Source organism: Candidatus Didemnitutus sp. (assembly GCA_019634575.1).
GTDB lineage: Bacteria > Verrucomicrobiota > Verrucomicrobiia > Opitutales > Opitutaceae > Didemnitutus.
The window spans coordinates 1,822,096-1,844,934 of the sequence record JAHCAY010000001.1; the positions used below are offsets into that span (position 1 = coordinate 1,822,096).

The following is a 22,839-nucleotide window of genomic DNA, read 5'->3' on the forward strand; positions in this document are numbered from 1 at the left end:
GGCGAACTCAGCGCGCGCTGACGACGAACCAGACGCCCGCCGCGAGCACGGCTACGCCGCATGCGCGCCGCAACCAACGCGCGCCGGACGTGCCGTCCTGCCACGCGAGCCAGCGCTGCACCCACGAACTCGACACGCCGGCCAGTCCGATCACGACGCAGTGCCCGAGCCCGAAGAGCACGAGCACGCCGTAAGCGAGCGCCGGCGCACTCGGCGCCATCGAGAACGTCACGCCCAGCACCGGCGCCATGAATCCGAAGGTGCACGGTCCCAGCGCCACGCCGAAGACCAGCCCGAACGCCAGCGCGCCCCATGGCCCGCGTCGCGGCTGGCCGGGTTGCGGCAGCCAGCCTTCCGGCAACGGCAGCCAATCCAACAAGTGCAGGCCGAACACGAGAAACACCGCCGCCACCGCGTAGTTTCCCCACGGTCCGAGGTCGCCCAGCATGCGGCCCGCCGCCGCCGTGATCCCACCGATCAGTGCGATCGAGCCGAGGATGCCGAGCGCGAACAGCGTCGAAAGCCCCGCCGCGCGGCGCGGTGCGACCGCGCCCCCGCCCTGGAGGAAACCCACGATGAGCGGGATGCTCGCGAGGTGGCAGGGGCTGAGCACGATGCTCAGCACACCCCAGGCGAACGCCGCCGCCAGCGCCACCGCCGGCGCGCCACTCATCGCATCGGTGAGCGAAACGAATAGCGTGTCCACGTCAGCGCGTCTCCGCCGGGGCCGCCGGCTCCTTCACCTCGACACCGAGTTCGCGCCACTTCGCGAGGATGTCCTTCTTCGCGATGAAACCCTCGTGACGGTAGCGCTCCTTGCCCGTCGCGTCGTAGAAAATCTGCGTCGGGATGAGGCGGATACCGTAGCGCTTCCCCTCGTCGCGGTTTTCCCACACGTCGATGAACACCGTCTCGAACTGGTCCGCGTAGTCGCGCTGCAGTTCCGCGAGGATCGGTTTCATCTGTTTGCACGGGATGCATTTTCCCGCGCCGAGATCGACGAGGCGCGGCAACGCCGGTTTCGCGGCGTCCGCGCGCGCCAACGCGACGAGCAGGCCGAGGCCCAGCATCAGCCAGAGACTCCAGCGGGGAAGGATCGTGTTTTTCATGGGAGAAATTTCAGCCGAGCAGTTTCTTGGTTTCGTCCACCGACGGCACCTTGCCGGACACCTTCACCACGCCGTCCACGACGAGCGCCGGCGTGAACATCACGCCGAACGCGGCGATCCGTTGCAGATCGGTAACCTTTTCCAACGTGTATTCGAGGCCGAGCGCCGTCGCAGCGTTGACTGTGGTTTCGGCGAGGAGGTTGCACTTCTTGCAGCCGGTTCCGAGGACTTGGAGTTTTTTCATGAGAGGAAAAATCAGGCTCACAGCACGGCGTTAAACAGGAAGCCCACGAGCACGATGCCTGCCGCCACCACGCCGAAGAAGACGACGAGCAACGGCAGCTTGAGGACCTTGCGCAGGATGACGGCCTCGGGGAACGACAGCCCGATCACCGCCATCATGAATGCCAGCACCGTGCCGAGCGCCGCGCCTTTGCCGAGCAGCGCCTGCACGACGGGGATGATGCCCGCCGCGTTCGCATACATCGGCACGCCGAGCAACACCGCCAGCGGCACTGACCACCACGCGCCCTTGCCCATGATCGCCGCCATCGCGTTGGTCGGCACATAGCCGTGGATCGCCGCACCGACCGCGATGCCCAGCACCACATAGCCCCAGACGCGCCCGACAATGTCGCGCACCGCCTCGCGTCCCGCCGCCACCCGCTCCGCGAATCCAACCGCTTCACCGCCACCCGCGCTCGCACCCTGCGGCACCGCCCGCACCCAGTCCTCCACCCAACGCTCCAGCTTCAGCCGCCCGATGATCCAGCCGGCGACCATCGCGAGCGCAAGCCCCGTGCCCAGATAGAGCGCGGCGACCTTCCAGCCGAACAACCCGAAGAGCAGCACCAGCGCGATCTCGTTCACCATCGGCGCCGCGATCAGGAACGAAAACGTCACGCCCAGCGGCACGCCCGCCGTCACGAACCCGATGAACAACGGCACCGCCGAGCACGAGCAAAACGGCGTCACGACCCCGAGCAGCGCTGCCAGCAGATTTCCCACCGACTCACGCTGGCCCGCCAATATCGCCCGCGTCCGCTCCGGCGTGAAATACGTCCGCACCACGCCGACGCCGAAGACCACCAGCACGAGCAGCAGCAGCACCTTCGGCACCTCGAACGCGAAAAATTCCACCGCGCCCGCCAGCGGCGCGCCCTCCGGCAGACGGAGCACATCGCACGTCAGCCAATGCGCCCCGCTCGCGAGCCGGCCGTAGACGAACCACCACCCCGCGCCGAGCGCGAGCGCGGCCAGCGGATACTTGATGCGTGCCACGAGACTCGCCCGCCCACTCGGCGTGGCGCACGCAGTCGAAGCGGCAGAAGTCACGGGATCGCTCATCGCCGCACGCTCAGCTGCCGCAACCGCAACTCGGCCGCACTTCCACCGCCTCGCCGCGGTTCGCCGCATCGAGGCACAGCCGCAGGCTCGCCACGCACGGCAGCGCGATCCGGTAAAACACCTGCAGCCCGCGCTTCTCGTCCGCCACCACGCCCGCCTCCCTCAACACCGAGAGATGCCGCGACACCGTGGACCAGCTCGAGCCCACCGTGTCCACCAGGTCGCACACGCAGCGCTCGCCGTCCTCGAGCTCATCCACGATCCGCAGCCGGTCGGGGTGGCCGAGCGCCTTGAATACTTCCGCCCGACGGGCGAGCGCGCGAGCGCTGGAGCGAGATTTCATGCCCGCCACCATTTCGCCTTTTCGCGAAATAGCTAGCCGCCAGACTGCGGCCACGCGGACTAGCAGCGGCGCGACTGACCGCGCCAAGTTTACCTGTTGAAGCCCGTCCCGGCGCGATCCCACGCTCCCGTCCGACGACGCTCATCGTTCCAGAGCAAGAGGCGCGTCCCACGGGCACCGGCGGAGTCGACATCAGCCCCCGCCGCAGTCATCGCGGCGCCGCGCGCGGCAAATCGCGTTTGCGCCGACTCAGGTCAGCTCGTGCGGCGGCGACTCGACCTTGCGCGTCTCGACATCGATCACGTCGCCGCCCGGCGGCGGCGGGTTGCGCGGCGACGCATCCTCCCGCGGCCCCGGCGCGCGGTTCACGTTCACGGCAAACCGCCCGCGGCCGAACAGCGCGAACAAACCCGCGACGACCAGAATCGCGCCGATCACCAGTGCACCGAAAAACGCCGCAACCACGCCCACGACGATGGCGAGCGCGACGGCGATCAATTTTACGAGGCGATGCACGCGCTAGAAGTCGGCCTAACCGTCCGAAGTTGCAAGCGCGCTCCGTGTCCTGCCCCCGAGATCGTCGAGGTGGTGCGCATTGACCCCAATTCGCGCGGAAACCCGGCCGGTCGCAGGGTTCGCGAAACGCATCGGGGTCATCGTGCGCCACCTTCCGGCCCGCGCTCTTTCATCGCCTCGCGACTCGACTACCCGCAGCGCTTCGCCCACGTTCGCGGGCCACACCCATTCCAACTCCCACGTATATGAAAAAGTATCTCGTCGAGTTCATCGGCACGTTCTTCCTCGTTTTCACGATCGGCATGACGGTCCTCGCGCCCGGCGCGGGCGACATGGCCCCGCTCGCGATCGGCTCCGTGCTCGCGGTGATGATCTTCGCGGGCGGTCACGTCTCCGGCGGGCACTTCAATCCCGCCGTCACGCTCGGCGTCTGGCTGCGCGGCAAATGCGACACCGCCGACGTAGTGCCCTACATGGGCAGCCAGGCCGCCGGCGCATTCGTCGCCGCGATGACCGTCAAGGCGCTCAAGACCGGTCTCGTCACCAAGGCCGCCACCCTCACCGGCGCGATGACGCCGGAAATCCTGCCCGCGCTGCTCGCGGAGTTCGTGTTCACGTTCGCGCTCGTCTGGGTCGTGCTAAATGTCGCCACCGCCAAGGGCACGAGCGGCAATTCCTTCTACGGTTTCGCGATCGGCTTCACCGTCCTCAGCGGCGCCTACGCCGTCGGCGGCGTTTCCGGCGGCGTGTTCAACCCGGCCGTCGCGCTCGGCGTTTGCACGATGGGCATCATCTCGTGGGGCAGCATCTGGATCTACTTCGCCGCGAATTTCGCCGGCGGCATCGCCGCCGCCCTCGCCTACAAGACCGTCAACGGCAACGACTGAGCGCCCGCAAAAGCCTTCGTCCTGTCCAGCCCCGCCGCGCGCGGGGCTTTTATTTTGTCTGCTCTTCCATTCGCGAGAGAAACGCCAACGCCCTCTCGCGGTCCGCGCCGCACATTTCCTCGCTCGGTCGCAAGCTCGCGCAAAACGCCGGCCGCTCCGGCCGCCCGAAGATCGCGCAACGCATGTCCGGCAACAGCTGCACGCACGGAATCCCCGCCGGCTTCCCGTGCGGCATGCCCGGGATCGGCGACGTGATGCTCGGCGCGATGCAGCACGCACCGCAGGCGGAACGGCATTCCATGCTGACACCCTGCGCCACGCGCGCATCCTCGCCAGCGTGAAATCCCACCGGCAGGAACTCTGGTTCGAGACGCCGACGCGGCGTGCGTTTCTCAACATCACGCCGCAAGTCGAAGCCGCCCTCGCAGCGAGCGGCGTGCGCGAGGGCCTTTGCCTCGTCAACGCCATGCACATCTCCGCCTCCGTCTTCATCAACGACGACGAGCGCGGTCTGCACGCCGACTACGAACGCTGGCTCGAGAAGCTCGCGCCGGAAAAACCGCACAGCGCCTACGACCACAACCGCACCGGCGAGGACAACGCCGACGCGCACCTCAAGCGGCAGATCATGGGCCGCGAGGTCGTCGTCGCCGTCTCGGGCGGCAAACTCGATTTCGGTCCATGGGAACAGATTTTCTACGGCGAATTCGACGGCCGTCGGAAAAAGCGTGTCCTGATCAAGATCATCGGCGAGTGACGCGGGCGGGAAGCAGGCAGGCTTCCCCGCCGCTCCTCTGCTCCGAAATGGAAGGCAACGCGCGCGCCGACCACCGGCGCGATCTCAGTGTTTCACCGGCCGCACTTCAATCGCGAGTCGGTAGTCGAGTCCGGGACAATCGCGGGCGACGCGCAGCGCCTGCGTGAAATTACGCGCGCGGATCAGCACGTAGCCGCCGACAATCTCCTTCGCCTCCGCGTAGGGGCCGTCGCTGATGTTTTGACCGCGGCGCCCGCGCAGCACTTTGCCCTTCGGCTTCAGCCCGTGCGACGACACGAGCGCGCCGGACGCCTGGATGCCGGCCATCCACTCGGCGAAACGCGCCATGATCTCGCGCATCTGCACTGGAGTCGGCCCGGGACCGTCGCCGTGAGGCTGGTGCAGCAACAGCAGGTAAAGCGGATCGGAGGAGGAGGTTTTCATGGGATCGATTGGTTTCATCTCTACAACGGACGGCACGCCGCACGCAGGACAAATTCGGTTCGCTGTTGCGCGGTGGAGACAAACCTTGCGCGTCCGTCGCGCGCTCCGCCATCGTCGCGGCCGCATGAGCCACCTCGTCCCCGACAGCGTCACCGCCGACGGACTCACCGCGTTCCTCCACGAGCAAATCCCGCTCACGCGCGCGATGGGTCTGCACGCGGTGGAGGCGAACGCGCAGCGGCTCGTCCTCGAGGCGCCGCTCGAGCCGAACAAAAACCACCTCGGCACCGCCTTCGGCGGCTCGCTGCACACGGTGCCGCTGCTCGCCTGCTACGGCTCGCTCTGGATGGTGCTGCGCGACGCCGGCCTCGACGGCCATGTCGTCGTGAAACGCAGCAACGCCCTCTACCGCGCTCCCGTCACCGGCCCGATTCGCGCCGCGTGCGAGCGGCCGTCGCGGGAACTCGTCCGCGCTTTCCTCGCCGATCTGGGCCGCAACAAGAAGGCGCGCATGGAACTGCGCGCGATCGTCGAAGGCCCCAACGGCAAGCCCGCGGTCGAATTCGACGGCAGCTTCGTGGCGGTGGTGTGATCTGAAGTCATGAAGGCCGCTGTTTTTGCCTACCTCACTCTGGCCCTTCTCTCCATTGGGGCCGAACCGCGCATCGAAGACCTGATTTCCCAGGCAATCGCGTCAGGAGAGAAACGCGATTTTGCCACCGCGGCACGCGGTTTGACCCGCGCGTTGGAGATGGAGGCACCGCGCAACGTCCGCTACTTCGCCCACCTCCTTCGCGCCACGGCCAGACGGGAATGCGGAGATCGAGCCGGAGGCATGGTCGATTTCGCGGACGCGATCGCTCTGATGCCGGAGGACCCGCGCGGCTTCCTCTTTCGCGGTGATGCGCTCCGAACCGACGGACGGACGGATGAGGCGCTGGCCGACTATCTGAAGGCGTCGGAGCTCGCGCCGGCTCCCGCCGAAGCTCTCGTCAGGGCGGGAGCGCTGAAATACGAGGCGCGCGAATATCCAGCGGCGATCGAGTTCTTCTCCCGGGCGCTCAAGGCGGACCCCTCATTCGTGCCGGCATACTACGGTCTTTGCCGCGCGAAGGCGGACGGGGGAGATTTCACGGGAGCGCTGGCCGTGATGGACGCGTTGTTGGCCATCCAACCCAAAGAAGCCGAGGCCTACCACCACAAGGGCGCCATTCTCTACGCCCAAAAGGCGACCGTGCATCTGGAGCCTGCACTCGAAGCCTTCAACAAGGCGATCGAGCTGAATCCCAACCGCGCGATCTACTACCGCGCGCGCGCCAACTGCCGATCTCTGCTCGGCGACTCCGACGGCGCACGCGCCGACGTGGAAACGTTCAACGCTCTCAACCGTCGAACGCGCTGAGCCCCCGCGCGCCGGCTCAGATGTGCTTCGAGTCCGCCTCGTCCTTCTTGACGTAGCCCGAGTCCTGCCGCGCATGGTTCACCTGATTTTTCTTCAGGTAGGCCTGGTAGACATCGTCCGCGGTCATGCCGAGCGTTTGCGCGAGCGACACGAGAAAGTGAAACAGATCGACGACCTCGACCTTGGCGTTCTGCTCGTCGAACTTCTGGTATTTCGCCCACCACTTCCACGGGACGGAGTCGATCAGCTCGGCGGTTTCCTGCTGCATCGCGCGCGTGTAGTTGAGGATCCACTTGGCCTTTTCCTCGTCGGACGGCGGCGGCAGACTCACCCCAATGCGCTTATTCAGCGCATCTTGCATGCGGAAGATCTCCTCGAGTTTGTCCATGGCGCGGCAGCGTGGGAGCGGCCTCGGCAGGTGGCAAGCCCCGGGCCGGAAAAATTAGCTGTTGCGCGTCAGAGCGGGTTTGCCGACCTTGGCCACTCCTATTGCCGCCGTTTCATCGCGCCCTGCGCGGTGTCGAGACCGCCCCGCGGGCTCCGGCCGGCACCAACCCACCAGCGCCGCCGTTCCCGGCAGGCGCTTTCCAAACAAGAAGATAGACATGTCCACCAATGACCAGTCCGGTGCGCCCGCCGAGGCCGCCGCGACTCCGCCGGCAGACGCTGCGAGCGCGCCGGTCGCCTCGTTCGGCACCAGCCGCGGCTCGGGCCTGGCCCGCGGCAAACGTCCCAGCGCCGCCTCACCGGCGGCCGCTGCGGCCCCCGCCAAGTCCGACTACCAGCCCACCGCGATCGAGATCGTCAACGCCCCGCGCGAATACCAGAACCCGTTCGCTCCCGCGACGCCCGAGCCGGCCCCGCAAGCCGAGGCCGCTCCCGTCGCCGAAACCGTCGCTGCGGCCCCCGTGGCCGAAGCTCCCGCCCCGGCCACCCCCGTCGCCAGCGCGGCGCCCGCCGAGCTCTTCCCGCTCGATACGCCCGCCTCCCCTGCCGCGGCTGCGACGCCGGACGAGAAGGCCGAACTGAACATTCTCCCTCCCGAGCGCCCGAAGTCGGTCGCTCCGCAGACTTGGGAAAGCGACAGCTTCCGCGGTCCCCGCGAACCGCGCGGCGAACGCCGTGAGCGTCGCGAAGGCCGCTACGAAGGCGACCGTCGCGACCGCCGCGAAGGCGGCGAGCAGGCGCCCCGCGAACAACGCGAGCCGCGCCCCGAAGGTCAGCAGGCTCCGCGCGAACAGATGCGCCACCAGCGCCCGGAATTCCGCCGCGAAGATCGCGAGCAACGCGCGCAGGAGGCCACGCAGGCCGCCGCCGCCGCGAAGCCCACCGGCTTCTTCGCCAAGATCAAAGCCTTCTTCACGGGCGGCAGCGCCCAACCCGAAGCCCAGCCCGAGCAATCCCACTCGCACGGCGGCGGCGAACACCGCGGCGAACGCGGCGGTCATCGTCACCACCGCGGCGGACGCGGCGGCCATCGCCACCATCGCGGCGGCGACCGCCCCTACGGCCAAAGCGGCGACAACGCCGGCGGCGCGCCGGGCGGCGAAGGCCACTCCCACGGCGGCGGTGGTGATTTCCGAGGCGAAGGTCGCGGCGGTGACGGCTTCCGCCGTCGTCGTCGTGGCGGACGCGGCCGCGGTGGCGATCGCGGCGGTTACCGCGGTGATCGCGGTGGCAACGGCGGCGGTGGCGGCGACGCCCCGCAAGCCTGAGCACTCGCTCCCCAAAAATCTTCCAAGGCGCTCCGTTCCGGGGCGCCTTTTTTTGTCGCATCGCACCCCGCTTCGGCGGAAGTTCGCCGCACTCTTTTCCCGTCCCACTTTCGCGTCCCTCTCGCCTCACATGGCTGACCTCATCGTCCACGGCGGCAAGCCCCTCAGCGGCACCATCACGCCGTCCGGCAACAAGAATTCCGTCCTCCCGATCCTCTGCGCCACGCTTCTCACCGACGAGAAGGTGACGCTGCTCAACGTCCCGAACATCACCGACGTCGACAAACTTGTCGGCTTCTTCGTCGACCAGGGCTCGCGCATCAACTGGGACCGCGGCGCCGGCCGCATGGACGTCGATCACTCGACCTTCGACGCCGCGCGCCTCGATGGCGAGCTGCCGTCCGGCATGCGCTCGTCCGTGCTGCTCTTCGCGCCGCTCCTGCAGCGCATGAAGAAACTCGTCGTGCCGACCAACGCCAAAGGCTGCTCGCTCGGCATCCGCGAACTCGATCCGCACCTCGAAATCCTCGAGCGCCTCGGCGCCACCATGAGCCGCGGTGAGAAGCTCACCATCCGTCTGAAAAACCGCTTCAAGGGCGCGCGCCACTGGCCCGATTACATGTCGGTCACCGCGACGGAAAACTTCGTCATGGCCGCCGCGCTCGCCGAGGGCGAGTCCGTCATCATCAACGCCGCCAGCGAGCCGCACGTGCAGGATCTCTGCGCCGCCCTCGTCGGCATGGGCGCCGACCTCGAAGGCCTCGGCACCAGCATGATCACCGTCCGCGGCGTGAAGAAACTCAAGGGCGGCTCGTTCACGATCAACACCGACCACCACGAAGTCGTCACCTTCCTCGCGCTCGGCGCCATCACCGGCGGCGAAGTGCGCGTGACGAACTCGCTCCCGCACCACTTCGATCTCATCAACCGCTCCTTCGCCAAACTCGGCGTGCAGGTCGGTTACGAAGGCGACACCGCCGTCGTCGCGAAGAAACAAAAGCTCGTCGTCGAGCAACCGTTCACCACGAACCTGCTGCCGAAGATCGAGGCGGCACCGTGGCCGTATTTTCCCGTCGACCTGCTGCCGGTCATGATCGCGCTCGCCGTCCGCGCGAAAGGCGAGGTGATGTTCTGGAACAAGGTCTACGAAGGCGGCTTCACATGGATGGCCGAGCTTTCGAAATTCGGCGCGCACATCGTCGTCAGCGACCCGCACCGCATCACCGTCTTCGGCGCCAAGCCGCTGCGCCCGACCGTCGTCGAGGCGCCCTACATCATCCGCGCCGCCGTCGCGCTCTACATGGTGGCCGCGAGCATCGAGGGAAAATCCGTCGTGAAGAACGCCGACACCATCAAGCGCGCCCACCCGAACTTCGTCGAAAACCTCCGCAGCATCGGCGCGCAGGTGGAGTGGAAGTGAGCCGCTCTTGAAACGCAAAGAAGCCAAGACGCAAAGCGCGCCTCCGCAGCTGTCCTCCCACTTCTTCGCGCCTTCGCGTCTTCGCGTTTAATTTCATGCCCAAGGAACCCAACAAAGGCACCGATTTCATCACGAACGCGCTGAGCGCGCCGGTTTCGCAGACCGAGGCCGCGCTGCGTCCGCTCTCCTTCGCCGACTTCGCCGGCCAGCCGAAAACCGTCGATCGCCTCAAGATCATGGTCGGCGCCTCGAAGCGCCGCGGCGAAGCGCTGAACCACATCCTGCTCTCCGGCCCGCCCGGCCTCGGCAAGACCACGCTCGCCTTCATCCTCGGCCACGAACTCGGCCGCAACGTCCGCGTCACCTCCGGCCCCGTGATCGAAAAACCCGGCGACCTCGCCGGTATGCTCACGAATCTCGAGGAAGGCGACATCCTCTTCATCGACGAAATCCACCGCATTTCGAAAACCGTCGAAGAGTATCTCTACTCCGCGATGGAGGACTTCCGCCTCGACATCATGATCGACCAAGGCCCGAACGCCCGCAGCGTCCGGCTCACGATCCCGAAGTTCACTCTCGTCGGCGCCACCACGCGCGCTGGCCTGCTCACCGCGCCGCTGCGCTCGCGCTTCACGCTCAACACGCGCCTCGACTACTACGACCGCGCCACGCTCTGCGGCATCGTCGAACGCAGCTGCGGCCTCCTCAAAGTCGAGATCGACGCCGGCGGCGCGCAGGAAATCGCCACCCGCGCCCGCGGCACGCCGCGCATCGCCAACAATCTCGTCAACTTCGTCCGCGACTACGCACAGGAAAAAGCGAAAGGCAAAATCACGCAGCCCGTCGCCGCCGCCGCGCTCGAACTCCTTGAAATCGACGCCTCCGGCCTCGACGAGATGGACAAGCGCGTCCTGCGCCTCATGGCCGAAAACTACAAAGGCGGCCCTGTCGGCCTCGGCACCATCGCCATCGCCGTCGGCGAAGAGGCCGACACGCTCGAGGAAGTCCACGAGCCGTTCCTGATCCAGGAAGGCTACCTCGCCCGCACCGCCCAAGGCCGCATCCTCACGCCAAAGGGTTACCACGCCATCGGCCTGAAGCCGCTCGCAAGCAGCGACCAGCAGGCACTGCTGTAGCGTAGCGCAGGCGTCCCGCCTGCCTTTGTCCGGTTCACGGGGAAACCTTCGGCTCGCGTGCATCCTCGGACGCCGGAATGAATCGATACGTTCGCCTTAAATCGAAATCGAAGCGGCCCAAATATTTTCGCGTCGCCGCATGGTGATTCAAGGTCGCGGTGAACTGCACGTCGTCCAGATCACGGACCTCGAATCGACCGTGATCGTCGAAAAGCGTGACCCACGCGTAACCACCACTATCCTGAAAAATCTCCTTTCGTCGCAGGACACCCGCTTGCTCGATTTCGAGAAACTTTCTGTATTCGGCTAACCAAGGGTGCGAGCGCTCAAGGCCGACGCGGATCGTGATCCCACCAACTTTTGTTTCTGCGCAGTGATCGTATCCGGCACGGCAGGACGACCCGAACAATGCACCCATGAAAGCCGCGATCAGCCCAAGGAGTTTCATTTTCACCCCCGCGCCTCCTTCCCCACCTCCTGCGCGAACCAATCCACGTTCCGCGTGAACCACATCAGCGCGGCGAGCACCGCGAACAGAGCGCCCGTGCCGGCGAGCAACGCGTAGTTTTCCATCCGCAACACCACGTAGAGCACGCTGTGTTCGCTCGCGAGCAGCGCCGCAATCGACGCCGCCCGTGCGTAACTCCGCAGAATCGACGCGCTGTAGCCCACGATCAGCAGCGACGACGCCACCGCCGCGCCGACGTATGCCCAGCCCGGCTCCAACACCTCGCCGAGCGCCAGCAACGCGAGATAAAACAGACACAGCGCCGCACCCACCAAGCCGTAGTGCACCGCGTGCAGCCGCAGCCCCGTCAGCGTCTCGAAGAGGAAAAACGCCGTGAACACCAGCGTCAGCACCAGCACGCTGTGCTTCAGCGCCCGCTCCACCATGCGGTATCCTTCCGCCGCCCCTGACGCGGCCTCAGTCGCGACCAGCGAGGACTGAGGCGCGCGGCGCGCGGCGGCCTCGTCTGTTTCACTCGCGACCTCGCGTCGCTCGACCGCTGCCTTCTCGCCCGCCGCCCGGTTCTGCGCGCGCTCCTGCCGCAGATCGTTGATCAGCGTCAGCGGCACGTGCAGCACGAGCACGAGCAAAGCGATGAAGAGCAGCTTGAGGCTGACATGACTGCGCCGCTTGACCGGCGCGCCGATGACGGGAGGCAAAGCAGTGTCCATGCGCTCATCGTCGCAGGCCTGCGTGAAAACCTGATGAAGGCGACGTGAAATCGCCGCGCGAAGGCAGGGTGCGACCGCTGGGCGCACCGAAAACGTGATGCCAACTGCGCGGCGGTCCCAGAGGTCCCGCGTTATCCCACCGACACACTCAACACCGCCCGCGCACCCGCGCCGTCCGCGCGATTTTCCAGCGTCGCTTCGCCGCCGTGCAGGTGCGCGATCTCGCGCACGAGCGCGAGGCCCAGCCCCGTGCTTTTCCGCTCCGTCCCCGGCCGCGGCAGCGAATAAAACCGCTCAAACACCCGCGGCAGCGCGTAGTCCGGCACACCCGGGCCGCGATCCTCGACCGTGAACACCGCCTTCCCGCCCGCACCTACCGCGCGCAGCACGACCTCCGCGCCGCGCGGCGAAAAGTCCAGCGCGTTCTGCAGCAGATTCACCAGCGCCTCCCGCAACAGCACGCGCTCGCCGTGCACGTTCGCTCCCTCCGTCGCATCCACTCGCAGCGTCACGCCCGCCGCCGCGAACGCCCCGCGCAGCACTCCCGCCGCCTCCTCCGCCAATGCCGCCGCATCCAGCCGTTCGACGCGCGTCAGCTGCTTTCGCGCTTCGAGCGACGACAGCTCCAACAACCGTTCGACGATTGCCTGGATGCGCGCCGACTCCGCGCGGATGTTCGCCAGAAATTTCGCCCTCTGCTCCTCCGGCATCGCCTCGTCCATCAACTCCGCCGCGCCCCGGATCGCCGCCAGCGGCGCCTTCACCTCGTGCGCGAGCACCTGCGTGTAGCGCTCCACGTGCTTTCGCCCTTCCAAGGCATCGCGCATCTCCTCGAACGCCCGCGCCAGCTCCGCGATTTCCCGCGCCCGCGAGGTCGGCGCCGCCGACATGCGTCCGTCGCGCACCGCCCGGGCGTGCACGGTGAGGCGCTCGAGCGAGCGCACGAGTTGCGCCGACACCCACCAACCCACCGCGACCATCACGAGCGCGATCGCGCCCGCCCAGAAAACCAGCCGCCACCGCGCGCGTGTCACGCCCTCGACCACAGTCGCCAGCGGACGGCCCACGCCGACCCAGCCGACGATCTCGCCCCCGCGCCGCACCGGCGCGCGCACGCGCAGCTCGTTGTCCACGACGGCCACATTGGGCAACGTGTAATTTTCCGAAGCGAACTTTCCGCCGCCGAACATCCCCCAAGCGTAAACCTGCCCGACGTCACGCCCGCCCGCATCGAAGGTCACGCGTCCCTCCGCATCGCACGCGAAGACCCGCAACAATTCCGCCTGCGCCGGCATCTGCCGCAACCGCCGCGCCCAATCCGCCTCCGGCTCCTGCGCTGCGAAAGCCGCGAGGAACGCCGCCGTGTCGCCCATCGTGCGCCGCATCGACTCCACGTAGCGCAGCCGCACGTCCCGCAGCGCCATGCCCATCACCGCGGCGAAACCCAGCGCCGACACACCGACATAGACGCCGAAGATGAGCGTGCGTATCCTCACGTTTCCTCGCGCAACGAATAGCCCAACCCGCGATGCGTCACGATCGGATCGCTCTCCGGATCGACCTCACGCAGTTTCGCGCGCACCTGCTTCACGTGGGCGTCCACTGTGCGGTCGAGGGCGGCACCGGGATCGTCCCACGCCGCAGTCATCAACTGATCGCGACTGAACACTCGCCCCGGTGCCGCGAGCAGCGTCGCCAACAACCGATACTCGTTCCGCGTCAGGTCGAGCGGGTGCCCGCGAAACGTGATCCGGCAGCGCTCGGCGTCGTGTTGCCACACCGCATCGACCGCCGTCGCCGCACGCGGCGCGCCCTGCGTGCGCCGCAGCACGGCGCGCACGCGCGCCGTGAGTTCGCGCGGGCTGAACGGCTTGGCGAGATAGTCGTCCGCGCCCAGCTCGAGCCCCACGATCTTGTCCACTTCGCTCGCGCGCGCCGTCAGGAAAATCACCGGCACGGGTGCGACACGCTGCAGCTCGCGGCAGACGTCGAAGCCGCTCATGTCGGGCAAGCCGACGTCGAGCACCACGAGCGCGACTGGCTCCGTGCGCGCCGCCGCGAGCGCGTCCCGCCCGGTGGTTTTCCATCGCGGCTCGAAGCCCTCGGTGCGCAAGGCGTAGACGATCGTTTCGGCGATGCCGGCCTCGTCTTCGACGACGAGCACGATGGGGCGGCGGGTGGTCACGCGCCTGTTTCGGCACGAATCGCCGGGACGCGCAAGCCTGCTTCCCTGCGCTCCGCGCGGCAGCTCAGCGTTTTTCTGGGAGCTTGAAGCCGATGTAGGTGCCGGCGCTCATGCCCATCAAACCGAGCATCGTCGCGCTGAATTCCGGCATCGCGAGGCTGTTGTAGACCGAGGAGAGGAAGACCAGACCGAGCGCGAGCGTCCAGGCGACGATCTGGAAACGATGGAAACTGTAGCCCTGCGCATCGGACAGGATGTCGACGAGGAAACCGCCCGAGACGTTCGCGCCGGGCGTCGGCGCGAGCGTCGGGAGTTGCGCATCGATCTGCGCGAGGCGTGTGCGTTGCTCCGTCAGCTGGCGCGTGGCGTCCGCACGGGCGACGACCGCGTCGTCCGCGAACGTGGCGAGTTTCGCCGCCGTCTCCGTCGCTGTCTGGGCGAGCGCCTGGCGCTCCGCGGTCAGCGCGAGGCGTTGCGCTCCGGCCGCCGCGTCCTTGTTGGCATCGATGAAAACCTCGCCCAGCGCCGTCGTCGCGCTGATGCCCATGAGGCCGAGCAAACCCGGCGTGATCGTGTCCGCGGCATCGGTGATGAGCCAGATGACCAGGTAGGAAGCGAACGTGAGCAAAAACCAAAACGCCATCTGGCAGCGGCCGAGGTTGTAGGGGCGCAGCTGGCCCGCGGGTCCGGCATCGCGCAGCAAGCCCGTGCGTTGTCCGAGCCCCACGCAGGCGATGCCGATCAGCGCGACCAGCACGAGCGCGATCGCGCCGTAGACGCTCGAGATCACCGTGAGCTGCGGACCGGCCTTGCCGATCAGCGCCGTGGCGAACGGCGACCGATCCTCCTGCTCGACCGAGAACGCGACCGACTTCGTCCGCGCTTTCGGCTCGCCCAGCAGATCGACCCAGACGTCGCGGTTCTGCGGGAGAATCTGCGGACGGAAATTCACCGTGCCGTCCGCCAGGTCCTGCTCGATCGGGTAACAGCCGCGAATCGCGCGACCGTTGATCACCGGCACGAGCCGGCCGACGTCGTTGCCGGGCTGCGCGGCCCACGCCTCCAGGCCCGCGATGCTCACGCGGATGTCGTAGCCCAACTCGAGATGCCCAACGAGCGCAGTGACGCGCGGCTCGGGCGGGGTTTGCGCCGCGACGTGTGCGGCGAGCGACAGGAAAAAACCGACCGCGCACAGCGCGGCGTGGAGTGAACGGGGTGTGTTCATGGGGCCGGAGACGATCGGGAGAGACGCGTGGGGATCGACCCGCCGTGGCCCCGGCGCGCCGCGGCGTCGCTCGACGCCGACCCGCGCAGTGTGCCGCCCCGCGCGCGTTCTTCGAGACCAAACATCGCGACGCTTGCGCGCGACCACGGCGGCCGGCAGCGTGGGCGCAACCGACTCCGCCATGTCGCTCCCCCCGCTCACTCGCCGCGCCTTTCTCGCTGCCGCCGCGGGCGTCCCGTTGACCTTGCTCTACACCTGGCGCATCGAGCCGCATTGGCTCGAGATCACCGAACGCGATCTGCCGATCCGCCACCTGCCGCCGCATCTCGCCGGGCGCACGCTGGCGCACTTTTCCGATCTGCACATCGGCCGCGACGTCGATCCCGACTACATTGCGGAGACGTTTCGCCGCATCGCCGCGCGCCGGCCGGACATCGTCGTGCAAACCGGCGACCTCATCACCGCCAGCGGCGCATCCGGCCTCGCCGAGGTGCGGCGGTTGCTCGCCGCATTCCCTCGTGGCTCGCTCGGCAGCTACGCCGTCCTCGGCAACCACGACTACGGACACAACTGGAGCCACGCCGACGAGGCCGACGCCGTCACCGCCGAGCTCACTCGCGCCGGCGTGCAGGTCCTCCGCAACGCCCAGGCGGATTGCGCCGGCTTGCGCCTCGTGGGCTTCGACGATTTGTGGGCCGGTCGCTTCGACCCGGCGCGCGCGCTGGCCGGCTTGCCCGCGGACGCGCCGGCGCTCGCCCTCTGCCACAACCCGGATGCGTGCGACCTGCCCGGCTGGGAAAACTTCCGCAGCTGGATCCTCGCCGGCCACACCCACGGCGGTCAGTGCAAACCGCCGTTTCTCCCGCCGCCCATTCTGCCGGTGAAAAACCGTCGCTACACGAGCGGCGCCTTCACGCTCGCCGGCGACCGCCAGCTCTACATTTCCCGCGGCGTCGGCCACCTGATGCGTGTGCGTTTCAACGTCCGGCCGGAGGTCGCGCTCTTCACTTTGCGTCGCGCCTGAGCGGTGCACGGCGCGCGCCGAAATTTGGGGGAATCCCCCATGCCGTTTTCCTTGGCACTCGCGCGCGACGGAAGTCTCTTGACCACGGCGTCGCTCGCACGACTGCGTCCTGCACGGGTTCGCATCCACGCGCGTGTGAGCGCGCCGCCTCCGCCGCCTCTGCGGCCTCGCGCTTGCGCCCCTCGCCGCGCGCTCAATCCGAAACCGTCCGCCAGCGCCGACTCAGCGCCCGCGGACCGAACGAAAGGACCCTATGTCTAGCAAACTCCCTGAGTCCCGCCTGCCGCGCATCGGCATGGTCTCCACGCATGGTTATGTCGCGGCCCAACCGCCGCTCGGCGCCGCCGATACCGGCGGCCAGGTCGTCTACGTGCTCGAACTCTCCAAGAAACTCGCCCAGCTCGGCTTCGAAGTCGACATCTGGACCCGCCGTTTCGAGGACCAGCCCGAGATCGAGCCCGTAGCCGACCGGGTCCGCATCATCCGCGTGCCGTGTGGCGGCCCGGACTTCATCGACAAGGAATATCTCGTCCGCCACCTGCCCGAGTGGGCCGAGCACGCGCTGCGCTTCATCAAGAAGCACCGCCTCCGCTACCAGTTTTTCAACAGCCATTACTGGGACGCCGGTTTTGCCACCCAGCGCCTGACCGAGGCCCTCGACGTGCCGCACATCCACACGCCGCACTCGCTCGGCCTCTGGAAAAAGCAGCTCATGGAGCGCGATTTCCCGCACGACGCCGCGCACTTCGAGAAGAAATACAACTTCACCCAGCGCATCAACGAGGAGACCCTGCTCTACCGGCACTGCGACGAGGTCATCGCCACCACGCCGCCCCAAGTCGACATGATCGTGAGCGACTACGGCGCGCCCGCCGAGCACGTGCACATGATCCCGCCGGGCTACGACGACAACCGCTTCTTCCCGGTCAGCGCCGCCTCGCGCGAGACGCTGCGCCGCCGCCTCGGCTTCAAGGGCAAGGTCGTCCTCGCCATCGGCCGCCTCGCCCGCAACAAGGGCTACGACCTGCTGATCGACGCCTTTTCCGTGGTCGCGCCGCGCATCGAGGACGCCCACCTTCACCTCGCCGTGGGCGGCACGCGCCTCAACGCCGCGGAAAAAGCCATCCTCGCCGACCTGAAGAAACGCGTCCGCCGCTACAAGCTCCGCTCACGCGTCACCTTCGGCGGCTTCGTCTCCGATCGCGACCTCGCCAACCACTACCGCGCCGCGGACGTCTTCGTGCTCAGCAGCCGCTACGAACCCTTCGGCATGACCGCGATCGAGGCCATGGCCTGCGGCACACCGACGGTCATCACCACGCATGGCGGACTCTATCGCGCCGTCACCTTCGGGCGCCACGCGCTCTACGCCGACTCCTTCGACAAGCTCGATCTCGGCATCTCGATCGTGAAGGTCCTGCGCCACCCGCGGCTCTCCACGCGTCTCGCGCGCATGGGCGCCCACAAGGCGCGCAGTCTCTTCACCTGGACCGGCATCGCCCAGCAGCTCGTCAGCCTGATCGAGGAGCGGGCCACCGCCCTCGCCTTCAGCGACACCGAGTGGGACGAACCTTGGAACGACGGCGATTGATCCGCGGTCCGTTCCATCACCTCCAACCTCTCCTCATCCCGCATGGATATACTCTCTCTCGACCGCGACACGCTCGTCCGCCTGATCGAGAGCACCGTCATCGCGACGATCGCCCTCATCCTGTTCTTCGGCCTCAAGGGCCGCATCCTCAAATTCGCCCAGTGGGCCGGCCTCCCGCGCCTCGCGCTCGCTCCGGTGCGGCTCACGCTCCGCACCTCGGTCCTCGCCATCGCGGCACTGATGATCCTCGGCCTCTGGGGCTTCGAGCTCGGCACCATCCTCGCGCTGCTCGGCACCGTCCTCGGCCTCGTCGCCATCGGCTTCGTCGCCGTCTGGAGCGTGCTGAGCAACTTCCTCTGCACCTTCGTGCTCGTCGTCTTCAAGCCCTTCTCCGTGGGCGACGAAATCGAACTGCCGACGGAAAACGTCAAAGGCCGCGTGATCGACCTCAGCCTGATTTTCACCACGCTGCAGGTCTCCCCCGGCGAGTCGGTGATGATCCCCAACAACCTCTACTTCCAACGCGTCTTCCGGCGCCGCGCCGGCCGCAACACCGTCGGCCTCGGCGACCAGCTCCGCCATCACCACGAGCGCGCCGCCGACTCCGCGCCCGAACCCACCCAGACATGACCGAGCCGAAACCGATCCGCCTCTTCAGCTCCGACCTCGACGGCACGCTCCTCGGCAACCCCGAGGCGACGCGCCGTTTCAAGTTCGCCTGGGAGGCCATCGATCCCGCCGTCCGCCCTGTCCTGGTCTACAACAGCGGCCGCCTCGTCGACGACCTGCGCCGCTTCGTCGACGACGGCACCCTGCCCGCCGCCGAGTTCTACCTCGGCGGCGTCGGCACGCAGATCTACGACGTGCGCGCCGGCGCCTTCCTCACCGACTTCCATGCCCACCTCCAAACGGGCTGGGATCTCGCGCGCGTCCGCGAGATCGTCGGCAAGTTCCCCGGCGCCCGCGTGCAACCGGACGAGTTCCAGCACGAGTTCAAGTCCAGCTGGTTCCTCGACCGCGCGCCGCGCGGCGCCATCCGCGGCCTGCGCGCGCAGCTCGCCGCCGCCGAGCTCGACGTCAACGTCGTCTACTCCAGCTCGCGCGACCTCGACATCCTGCCGCGCCACGCCACCAAGGGCGGCGCGCTCTCCTGGCTCCTCGCCCGCCTCGGTATCGCCCCCGACGAGGTGCTCGTCGCCGGCGACACCGGCAACGACTCCTCGATGTTCCTCCTGCCCGGCGTCCGCGGCATCATCGTCGAGAACGCCCAGCCCGAGCTCTTCGAGGCCACGGTCGACATCCCGAGCTACACCTCGCGGCAGATCATCGCCGAGGGCGTGCTCGACGGTCTCTGCCACTTCGGCGTCATCTGCGCCCTGCCCAGCCGCGCCGAGGCCCGCCTCACCGCCGACGACCTCGCGCCGAGTTTCCGCCAGCTCTTCACCGGCACGCACCTCGGCGGCCTCACCGACCCGGAGCGCGAGCTCCTGCGCACCGCCTACGGCCGCGGGCTCGACGCCCTGAAGCGCAACATCACGCCGCTCGGCTTCTCCGCCTGCTCGCTCGCCGACAACACCGTCACCGGCACCGACGCCAACTACCGCAGCGTCTGGGCGCGCGACGGCGCCATCACCATCTGGAGCACGCTCCAGGTGAACGACCCCGAGGTCCGCGCCGCCCAAGTCCGCACCTTCGAGACCCTGCTCAACGCCGTCTCCGTCCACGGCCAGATCCCCGCCAACGTCCGCATCGACACCGGCGAGCCCGACTATTCGGGCGTGGGCAACATCGCCTCGATCGACAGCGGCCTGTGGGTCATCATCGCGCTCTACAACTACGCCGCCCGCACCGGCGACCTCTCCCTGCTCTACCGGCACGCCGACCGCCTCCGTGACGTCATGGTCTGGCTCGCCGCGCACGACGCCAACAACGACGGCCTGCTCGAGATCCCCGAGGCCGGCGACTGGACCGACCTTTTCGGCCGCAGCTACAACGTCCTCTACGACGAGGTGCTGTGGTTCCGCGCCAACGTCTGCTACGGCCGCATCCTCGAGCTGATGGGTCAGTTCGACCACGCCGCCGCCTACCTGCGCCGCTCGCAGAAGATCCGCTCCCGCATCCTCGAAGTGTTCTGGCCCACGACCAACGGCAGCGGCGAGACGCGCCCGCACCGCTTCGCCGACCGCCAGTTCGCGCTCGGCGACACGCAGTATCTTTTGGCCGAGATCACGCCCTTCGCCTTCAACTGGCGCTGCGATCCCTACGGCAACATCCTCGCGTTCCTCATGAACGTCCTCGACGTCGAGCGCGCGCGCACGGCCTTCCGCTTCATGTGGGGCGTCGGCGTCAACCAGCCCTGGCCCGTCGCCAACCTCTACCCGGTCGTGCAGGCCGGCGACCCCGACTGGCGCGCCTACTACACCGTCAACCTGCTCAACCTGCCGCACCACTACCACAACGGCGGCATCTGGCCCTTCATCGGCGGCATGTGGGTGCGCTTCATCCAGCGCCTCGGCTTCCACGAGGTCGCCTGCCGCGAACTAGTCCGCCTCGCCCAAGTCAACCAGCTCGGCCGCGACCGCGAGTGGGAGTTCAACGAGTGGGTGCACGGCCAGACCGGCCGGCCGATGGGCAAGGCCTACCAGGCGTGGTCCGCCGCGACCTTCCTCCACGCCTGCCACGAACTCGACGCCGGCCCCGCCCCGCGCGAGGAGTGACGCGATCTCAGTGCGCGCCGGCGACCCGACGTCGACTGTGCGGCGCCTCGTCGACCTTCGCCGCCAGTTTTGTCAGCAGCGCGAGCGGCGGTAATTTTTTCTGTCCATCGCTCAACGCATTCGCATTGTCGGAGCCAGTCTGTCTCGCGAAGCGCATCCGGGCCTATGCGCTCTCCCCATCGCGCAGAAATGACGATCTGCACATGAGCCATGCCCCGGTAGCTTTCATGAGTTACGTTCGCTTCGACGATCAGCACGAAGAAGGACGTCTGAGTCAGTTCCGCGAACGCCTGAGCGGTGAAATCCGTCTCCAAACCGGCGACGCGTTCGACATTTTTCAGGACCGCAACGACATCAAGTGGGGCGAGCAATGGCAGGCGCGCATTGAGGACACGCTCGACGCCGTGACTTTCCTCATCCCGATCATCACGCCCGGCTTCTTCAAAAGTCACGCGTGCCGGACGGAGCTGGAGCGCTTCCTCCAACGCGAAAAGAAACTGAAACGCGGTGACCTCATCCTGCCCGTTTACTACGTCGAGTGTCCGGTGCTCGGCAATGCGGCCAAACGCAAGAGCGACACGCTCGCCGAAATCCTAGCCGCCCGCCAATACGCCGACTGGCGCGAACTGCGTTTCGAGCCGCTCACGACACCCGCCGCCGGGAAGACCCTCGCCCAACTGGCGACCCAAGTCGTCGCCGCCTTGGAACGCGTCCCCGCCGCAGCAAAAGCGGTCACGCCGCCCAAACCGACGCGCAAGCGCAGATCGCATCCGGCAACGATCACCGCCCCCGCCGTCAGCAGCGCCGCGAACGTCGGTCCAGTCGGCACGCCGAAGATTTCCGCTCGAACCGAGCCCCCGACCTTGATCGTCGACGCCATGCATCGCGGCGACCATCCCACCCTCACAGCGGCGCTCGCCGCCGCCATACCCGGCAGCCGCATCCTCGTGCGCCCGGGGCTCTACAACGAAGGCGTGGTGATCGACAAGCCGGTTGAAATCGTCGGCGATGGGGAGCTCGGAGAAATTGTCATCGAAGCGACGGCCAAGGATGTTGTGCTCTTCAAGACCAGTATGGGACGCATCGCAAACTTGACCCTTCGCCAGAACGGCGGTGAAAGATGCTTCGGTATCGATATCGCGCAGGGGCGTCTCGAGGTCGAGGGCTGCGACATCACCAGCCGCAGCCTAGCCTGCGTAGCAATCCACGACGGAGCCGACCCGCGCCTACGCCGCAACCGCATTCATGACGGAAAGAGATCTGGAATCTTCGTCTACGAAAACGGCATGGGCACTCTCGAGGATAACGACATCTATGCACATGCCCTCGCGGGCATAGAAATCAAGACCGGGAGTAATCCAACGCTCCGTCGCAATCGCATCCACGACGGGATACAAGGCGGCGTGCTCATCCAGAAGGACGGACTCGGCACCCTCGAGGACAACGACATCTTCGCCAACTCATACAGCGGCGTAGAAATCACGAAAGGTGCCAATCCCACCTTGCGCCGTAACCGCATTCATAACGGAAAACAGAGTGGCCTCTTTGTGCACGCAAAAGGACAAGGCACGTTTGAGGACAATGATATTTTCGCTAACGCATTTGGCGGAGTGGCAATCACGGAAGAGGGCAATCCCACTTTTCGCCGTAATCGCATCACGAAGAATAACTACCGAGCCATCAGGATATTCCAAGGCGGTGGCGGCACCTTTGAGGACAACGATCTCCGGGAAAACGCACTCGGAGCGTGGGAGATTACAGCCGACTGTGCGAGCAAAGTTATACGCACACGTAATCTGGAATAAACCTTCGTCAGTCACTCGACTCGCACCGCGGGAACAC

Annotated in this window: 25 protein-coding genes; 12 read left to right on the forward strand and 13 right to left on the reverse strand. The window is 67.2% G+C overall.

Annotated features, from left to right (window positions below):
- Nucleotides 1-7 precede the first annotated feature (7 nt).
- The 6 genes from KF715_07625 to KF715_07650 all read right to left on the reverse strand — a co-directional run bounded on the left by KF715_07625 (nucleotide 8) and on the right by KF715_07650 (nucleotide 3,297).
- Nucleotides 8-706 carry a cytochrome C biogenesis protein gene (locus KF715_07625; GenBank protein ID MBX3736540.1) on the reverse strand — a complete coding sequence of 233 codons (699 nt, stop codon included), beginning with the start codon at nucleotides 704-706 and terminating at the stop codon, nucleotides 8-10.
- A 1-nt stretch (nucleotide 707) separates the two neighbouring features.
- Nucleotides 708-1,070 (reverse strand): thioredoxin family protein, encoded by a 363-nt coding sequence (locus KF715_07630; GenBank protein MBX3736541.1) that lies wholly within the window; start codon nucleotides 1,068-1,070, stop codon nucleotides 708-710.
- A gap of 49 nt (nucleotides 1,071-1,119) precedes the next feature.
- Nucleotides 1,120-1,353 (reverse strand): TM0996/MTH895 family glutaredoxin-like protein, encoded by a 234-nt coding sequence (locus KF715_07635; protein ID MBX3736542.1) that lies wholly within the window; start codon nucleotides 1,351-1,353, stop codon nucleotides 1,120-1,122.
- 17 nt (nucleotides 1,354-1,370) lie between these two features.
- Nucleotides 1,371-2,456, reverse strand: coding sequence for a permease (locus tag KF715_07640; GenBank protein ID MBX3736543.1), 1,086 nt, complete (start codon nucleotides 2,454-2,456; stop codon nucleotides 1,371-1,373).
- Nucleotides 2,457-2,466: 10 nt separating this feature from the next.
- The gene (locus KF715_07645) at nucleotides 2,467-2,799 is read right to left on the reverse strand and encodes a winged helix-turn-helix transcriptional regulator (GenBank protein MBX3736544.1); all 333 of its coding nucleotides are present in this window, start codon (nucleotides 2,797-2,799) and stop codon (nucleotides 2,467-2,469) included.
- 249 nt (nucleotides 2,800-3,048) lie between these two features.
- A complete protein-coding gene (locus tag KF715_07650; protein MBX3736545.1) occupies nucleotides 3,049-3,297 on the reverse strand; it encodes a hypothetical protein in 249 nt (82 codons plus the stop codon).
- Between the two features lie 263 nt (nucleotides 3,298-3,560).
- Between KF715_07650 and KF715_07655 the strand changes: the two genes are divergently transcribed.
- Nucleotides 3,561-4,202 carry an aquaporin gene (locus KF715_07655; GenBank protein ID MBX3736546.1) on the forward strand — a complete coding sequence of 214 codons (642 nt, stop codon included), beginning with the start codon at nucleotides 3,561-3,563 and terminating at the stop codon, nucleotides 4,200-4,202.
- Nucleotides 4,203-4,539: 337 nt separating this feature from the next.
- A complete protein-coding gene (locus KF715_07660) occupies nucleotides 4,540-4,959 on the forward strand; it encodes a secondary thiamine-phosphate synthase enzyme YjbQ (protein MBX3736547.1) in 420 nt (139 codons plus the stop codon).
- Nucleotides 4,960-5,043: 84 nt separating this feature from the next.
- Here KF715_07660 and KF715_07665 read toward each other — a convergent pair whose 3' ends face one another.
- Nucleotides 5,044-5,403 carry a hypothetical protein gene (locus tag KF715_07665; GenBank protein MBX3736548.1) on the reverse strand — a complete coding sequence of 120 codons (360 nt, stop codon included), beginning with the start codon at nucleotides 5,401-5,403 and terminating at the stop codon, nucleotides 5,044-5,046.
- Nucleotides 5,404-5,527: 124 nt separating this feature from the next.
- Here KF715_07665 and KF715_07670 point away from each other — a divergent pair, with 124 nt between their 5' ends.
- Nucleotides 5,528-5,995, forward strand: coding sequence for a YiiD C-terminal domain-containing protein (locus KF715_07670; protein MBX3736549.1), 468 nt, complete (start codon nucleotides 5,528-5,530; stop codon nucleotides 5,993-5,995).
- 9 nt (nucleotides 5,996-6,004) lie between these two features.
- Entirely contained in the window at nucleotides 6,005-6,805 is an 801-nt protein-coding gene (locus KF715_07675) for a tetratricopeptide repeat protein (protein MBX3736550.1), read from the forward strand.
- 16 nt (nucleotides 6,806-6,821) lie between these two features.
- Here KF715_07675 and KF715_07680 read toward each other — a convergent pair whose 3' ends face one another.
- Nucleotides 6,822-7,193: a dUTPase gene (locus tag KF715_07680; protein ID MBX3736551.1), complete on the reverse strand. Its 372-nt coding sequence runs from the start codon at nucleotides 7,191-7,193 to the stop codon at nucleotides 6,822-6,824.
- Nucleotides 7,194-7,410: 217 nt separating this feature from the next.
- Here KF715_07680 and KF715_07685 point away from each other — a divergent pair, with 217 nt between their 5' ends.
- The 3 genes from KF715_07685 (at nucleotide 7,411) to ruvB (ending at nucleotide 11,076) form a co-directional block, all read left to right on the forward strand.
- Nucleotides 7,411-8,520: a translation initiation factor IF-2 gene (locus KF715_07685; protein MBX3736552.1), complete on the forward strand. Its 1,110-nt coding sequence runs from the start codon at nucleotides 7,411-7,413 to the stop codon at nucleotides 8,518-8,520.
- A 130-nt stretch (nucleotides 8,521-8,650) separates the two neighbouring features.
- On the forward strand, nucleotides 8,651-9,940 hold the full coding sequence (locus KF715_07690; protein ID MBX3736553.1) for a UDP-N-acetylglucosamine 1-carboxyvinyltransferase: 1,290 nt from the start codon (nucleotides 8,651-8,653) through the stop codon (nucleotides 9,938-9,940).
- Nucleotides 9,941-10,035: 95 nt separating this feature from the next.
- Nucleotides 10,036-11,076 (forward strand): Holliday junction branch migration DNA helicase RuvB, encoded by a 1,041-nt coding sequence (gene ruvB, locus KF715_07695; GenBank protein ID MBX3736554.1) that lies wholly within the window; start codon nucleotides 10,036-10,038, stop codon nucleotides 11,074-11,076.
- Between the two features lie 34 nt (nucleotides 11,077-11,110).
- Here ruvB and KF715_07700 read toward each other — a convergent pair whose 3' ends face one another.
- From KF715_07700 to KF715_07720, 5 genes are all read right to left on the reverse strand, one after another.
- Complete coding sequence (locus KF715_07700) at nucleotides 11,111-11,530, reverse strand: hypothetical protein (GenBank protein MBX3736555.1); 420 nt, start codon at nucleotides 11,528-11,530, stop codon at nucleotides 11,111-11,113.
- Nucleotides 11,527-12,255 carry an inner membrane CreD family protein gene (locus tag KF715_07705; GenBank protein MBX3736556.1) on the reverse strand — a complete coding sequence of 243 codons (729 nt, stop codon included), beginning with the start codon at nucleotides 12,253-12,255 and terminating at the stop codon, nucleotides 11,527-11,529. Before KF715_07705 ends, KF715_07700 begins: the two co-directional genes overlap by 4 nt.
- 131 nt (nucleotides 12,256-12,386) lie before the next feature.
- The gene (gene creC / locus KF715_07710; GenBank protein ID MBX3736557.1) at nucleotides 12,387-13,751 is read right to left on the reverse strand and encodes a two-component system sensor histidine kinase CreC; all 1,365 of its coding nucleotides are present in this window, start codon (nucleotides 13,749-13,751) and stop codon (nucleotides 12,387-12,389) included.
- On the reverse strand, nucleotides 13,748-14,440 hold the full coding sequence (gene creB / locus KF715_07715; protein MBX3736558.1) for a two-component system response regulator CreB: 693 nt from the start codon (nucleotides 14,438-14,440) through the stop codon (nucleotides 13,748-13,750). The genes creC and creB overlap by 4 nt, the downstream gene beginning before the upstream one ends.
- Before the next feature lie 64 nt (nucleotides 14,441-14,504).
- Nucleotides 14,505-15,665 carry a hypothetical protein gene (locus tag KF715_07720; GenBank protein MBX3736559.1) on the reverse strand — a complete coding sequence of 387 codons (1,161 nt, stop codon included), beginning with the start codon at nucleotides 15,663-15,665 and terminating at the stop codon, nucleotides 14,505-14,507.
- A 181-nt stretch (nucleotides 15,666-15,846) separates the two neighbouring features.
- Between KF715_07720 and KF715_07725 the strand changes: the two genes are divergently transcribed.
- The 5 genes from KF715_07725 to KF715_07745 all read left to right on the forward strand — a co-directional run bounded on the left by KF715_07725 (nucleotide 15,847) and on the right by KF715_07745 (nucleotide 22,802).
- Nucleotides 15,847-16,689, forward strand: coding sequence for a metallophosphoesterase (locus KF715_07725; GenBank protein ID MBX3736560.1), 843 nt, complete (start codon nucleotides 15,847-15,849; stop codon nucleotides 16,687-16,689).
- 253 nt (nucleotides 16,690-16,942) lie between these two features.
- Complete coding sequence (locus KF715_07730; protein ID MBX3736561.1) at nucleotides 16,943-18,280, forward strand: glycosyltransferase; 1,338 nt, start codon at nucleotides 16,943-16,945, stop codon at nucleotides 18,278-18,280.
- 42 nt (nucleotides 18,281-18,322) lie between these two features.
- Nucleotides 18,323-18,910, forward strand: a complete 588-nt coding sequence (locus tag KF715_07735; protein MBX3736562.1) for a mechanosensitive ion channel — start codon at nucleotides 18,323-18,325, stop codon at nucleotides 18,908-18,910.
- Nucleotides 18,907-20,997 carry an HAD hydrolase family protein gene (locus KF715_07740; protein ID MBX3736563.1) on the forward strand — a complete coding sequence of 697 codons (2,091 nt, stop codon included), beginning with the start codon at nucleotides 18,907-18,909 and terminating at the stop codon, nucleotides 20,995-20,997. The genes KF715_07735 and KF715_07740 overlap by 4 nt, the downstream gene beginning before the upstream one ends.
- 227 nt (nucleotides 20,998-21,224) lie before the next feature.
- Nucleotides 21,225-22,802, forward strand: a complete 1,578-nt coding sequence (locus tag KF715_07745; protein MBX3736564.1) for a right-handed parallel beta-helix repeat-containing protein — start codon at nucleotides 21,225-21,227, stop codon at nucleotides 22,800-22,802.
- Nucleotides 22,803-22,839 lie beyond the last annotated feature (37 nt).

Excerpts from the sequence above, each read along its gene's own strand:
- KF715_07630 (MBX3736541.1), bottom strand. The coding sequence starts at position 1,070 with ATGCTGGGCCTCGGCCTGCTCGTCGCGTTGGCGCGCGCGGACGCCGCG.
- KF715_07635 (MBX3736542.1), bottom strand. The coding sequence starts at position 1,353 with ATGAAAAAACTCCAAGTCCTCGGAACCGGCTGCAAGAAGTGCAACCTC.
- KF715_07640 (MBX3736543.1), bottom strand. The coding sequence starts at position 2,456 with ATGAGCGATCCCGTGACTTCTGCCGCTTCGACTGCGTGCGCCACGCCG.
- KF715_07645 (MBX3736544.1), bottom strand. The coding sequence starts at position 2,799 with ATGAAATCTCGCTCCAGCGCTCGCGCGCTCGCCCGTCGGGCGGAAGTA.
- KF715_07655 (MBX3736546.1), top strand. The coding sequence starts at position 3,561 with ATGAAAAAGTATCTCGTCGAGTTCATCGGCACGTTCTTCCTCGTTTTC.
- KF715_07665 (MBX3736548.1), bottom strand. The coding sequence starts at position 5,403 with ATGAAAACCTCCTCCTCCGATCCGCTTTACCTGCTGTTGCTGCACCAG.
- KF715_07670 (MBX3736549.1), top strand. The coding sequence starts at position 5,528 with ATGAGCCACCTCGTCCCCGACAGCGTCACCGCCGACGGACTCACCGCG.
- KF715_07675 (MBX3736550.1), top strand. The coding sequence starts at position 6,005 with ATGAAGGCCGCTGTTTTTGCCTACCTCACTCTGGCCCTTCTCTCCATT.
- KF715_07680 (MBX3736551.1), bottom strand. The coding sequence starts at position 7,193 with ATGGACAAACTCGAGGAGATCTTCCGCATGCAAGATGCGCTGAATAAG.
- KF715_07685 (MBX3736552.1), top strand. The coding sequence starts at position 7,411 with ATGTCCACCAATGACCAGTCCGGTGCGCCCGCCGAGGCCGCCGCGACT.
- KF715_07690 (MBX3736553.1), top strand. The coding sequence starts at position 8,651 with ATGGCTGACCTCATCGTCCACGGCGGCAAGCCCCTCAGCGGCACCATC.
- ruvB (MBX3736554.1), top strand. The coding sequence starts at position 10,036 with ATGCCCAAGGAACCCAACAAAGGCACCGATTTCATCACGAACGCGCTG.
- KF715_07705 (MBX3736556.1), bottom strand. The coding sequence starts at position 12,255 with ATGGACACTGCTTTGCCTCCCGTCATCGGCGCGCCGGTCAAGCGGCGC.
- KF715_07720 (MBX3736559.1), bottom strand. The coding sequence starts at position 15,665 with ATGAACACACCCCGTTCACTCCACGCCGCGCTGTGCGCGGTCGGTTTT.
- KF715_07725 (MBX3736560.1), top strand. The coding sequence starts at position 15,847 with ATGTCGCTCCCCCCGCTCACTCGCCGCGCCTTTCTCGCTGCCGCCGCG.
- KF715_07730 (MBX3736561.1), top strand. The coding sequence starts at position 16,943 with ATGTCTAGCAAACTCCCTGAGTCCCGCCTGCCGCGCATCGGCATGGTC.
- KF715_07735 (MBX3736562.1), top strand. The coding sequence starts at position 18,323 with ATGGATATACTCTCTCTCGACCGCGACACGCTCGTCCGCCTGATCGAG.
- KF715_07740 (MBX3736563.1), top strand. The coding sequence starts at position 18,907 with ATGACCGAGCCGAAACCGATCCGCCTCTTCAGCTCCGACCTCGACGGC.
- KF715_07745 (MBX3736564.1), top strand. The coding sequence starts at position 21,225 with ATGAGTTACGTTCGCTTCGACGATCAGCACGAAGAAGGACGTCTGAGT.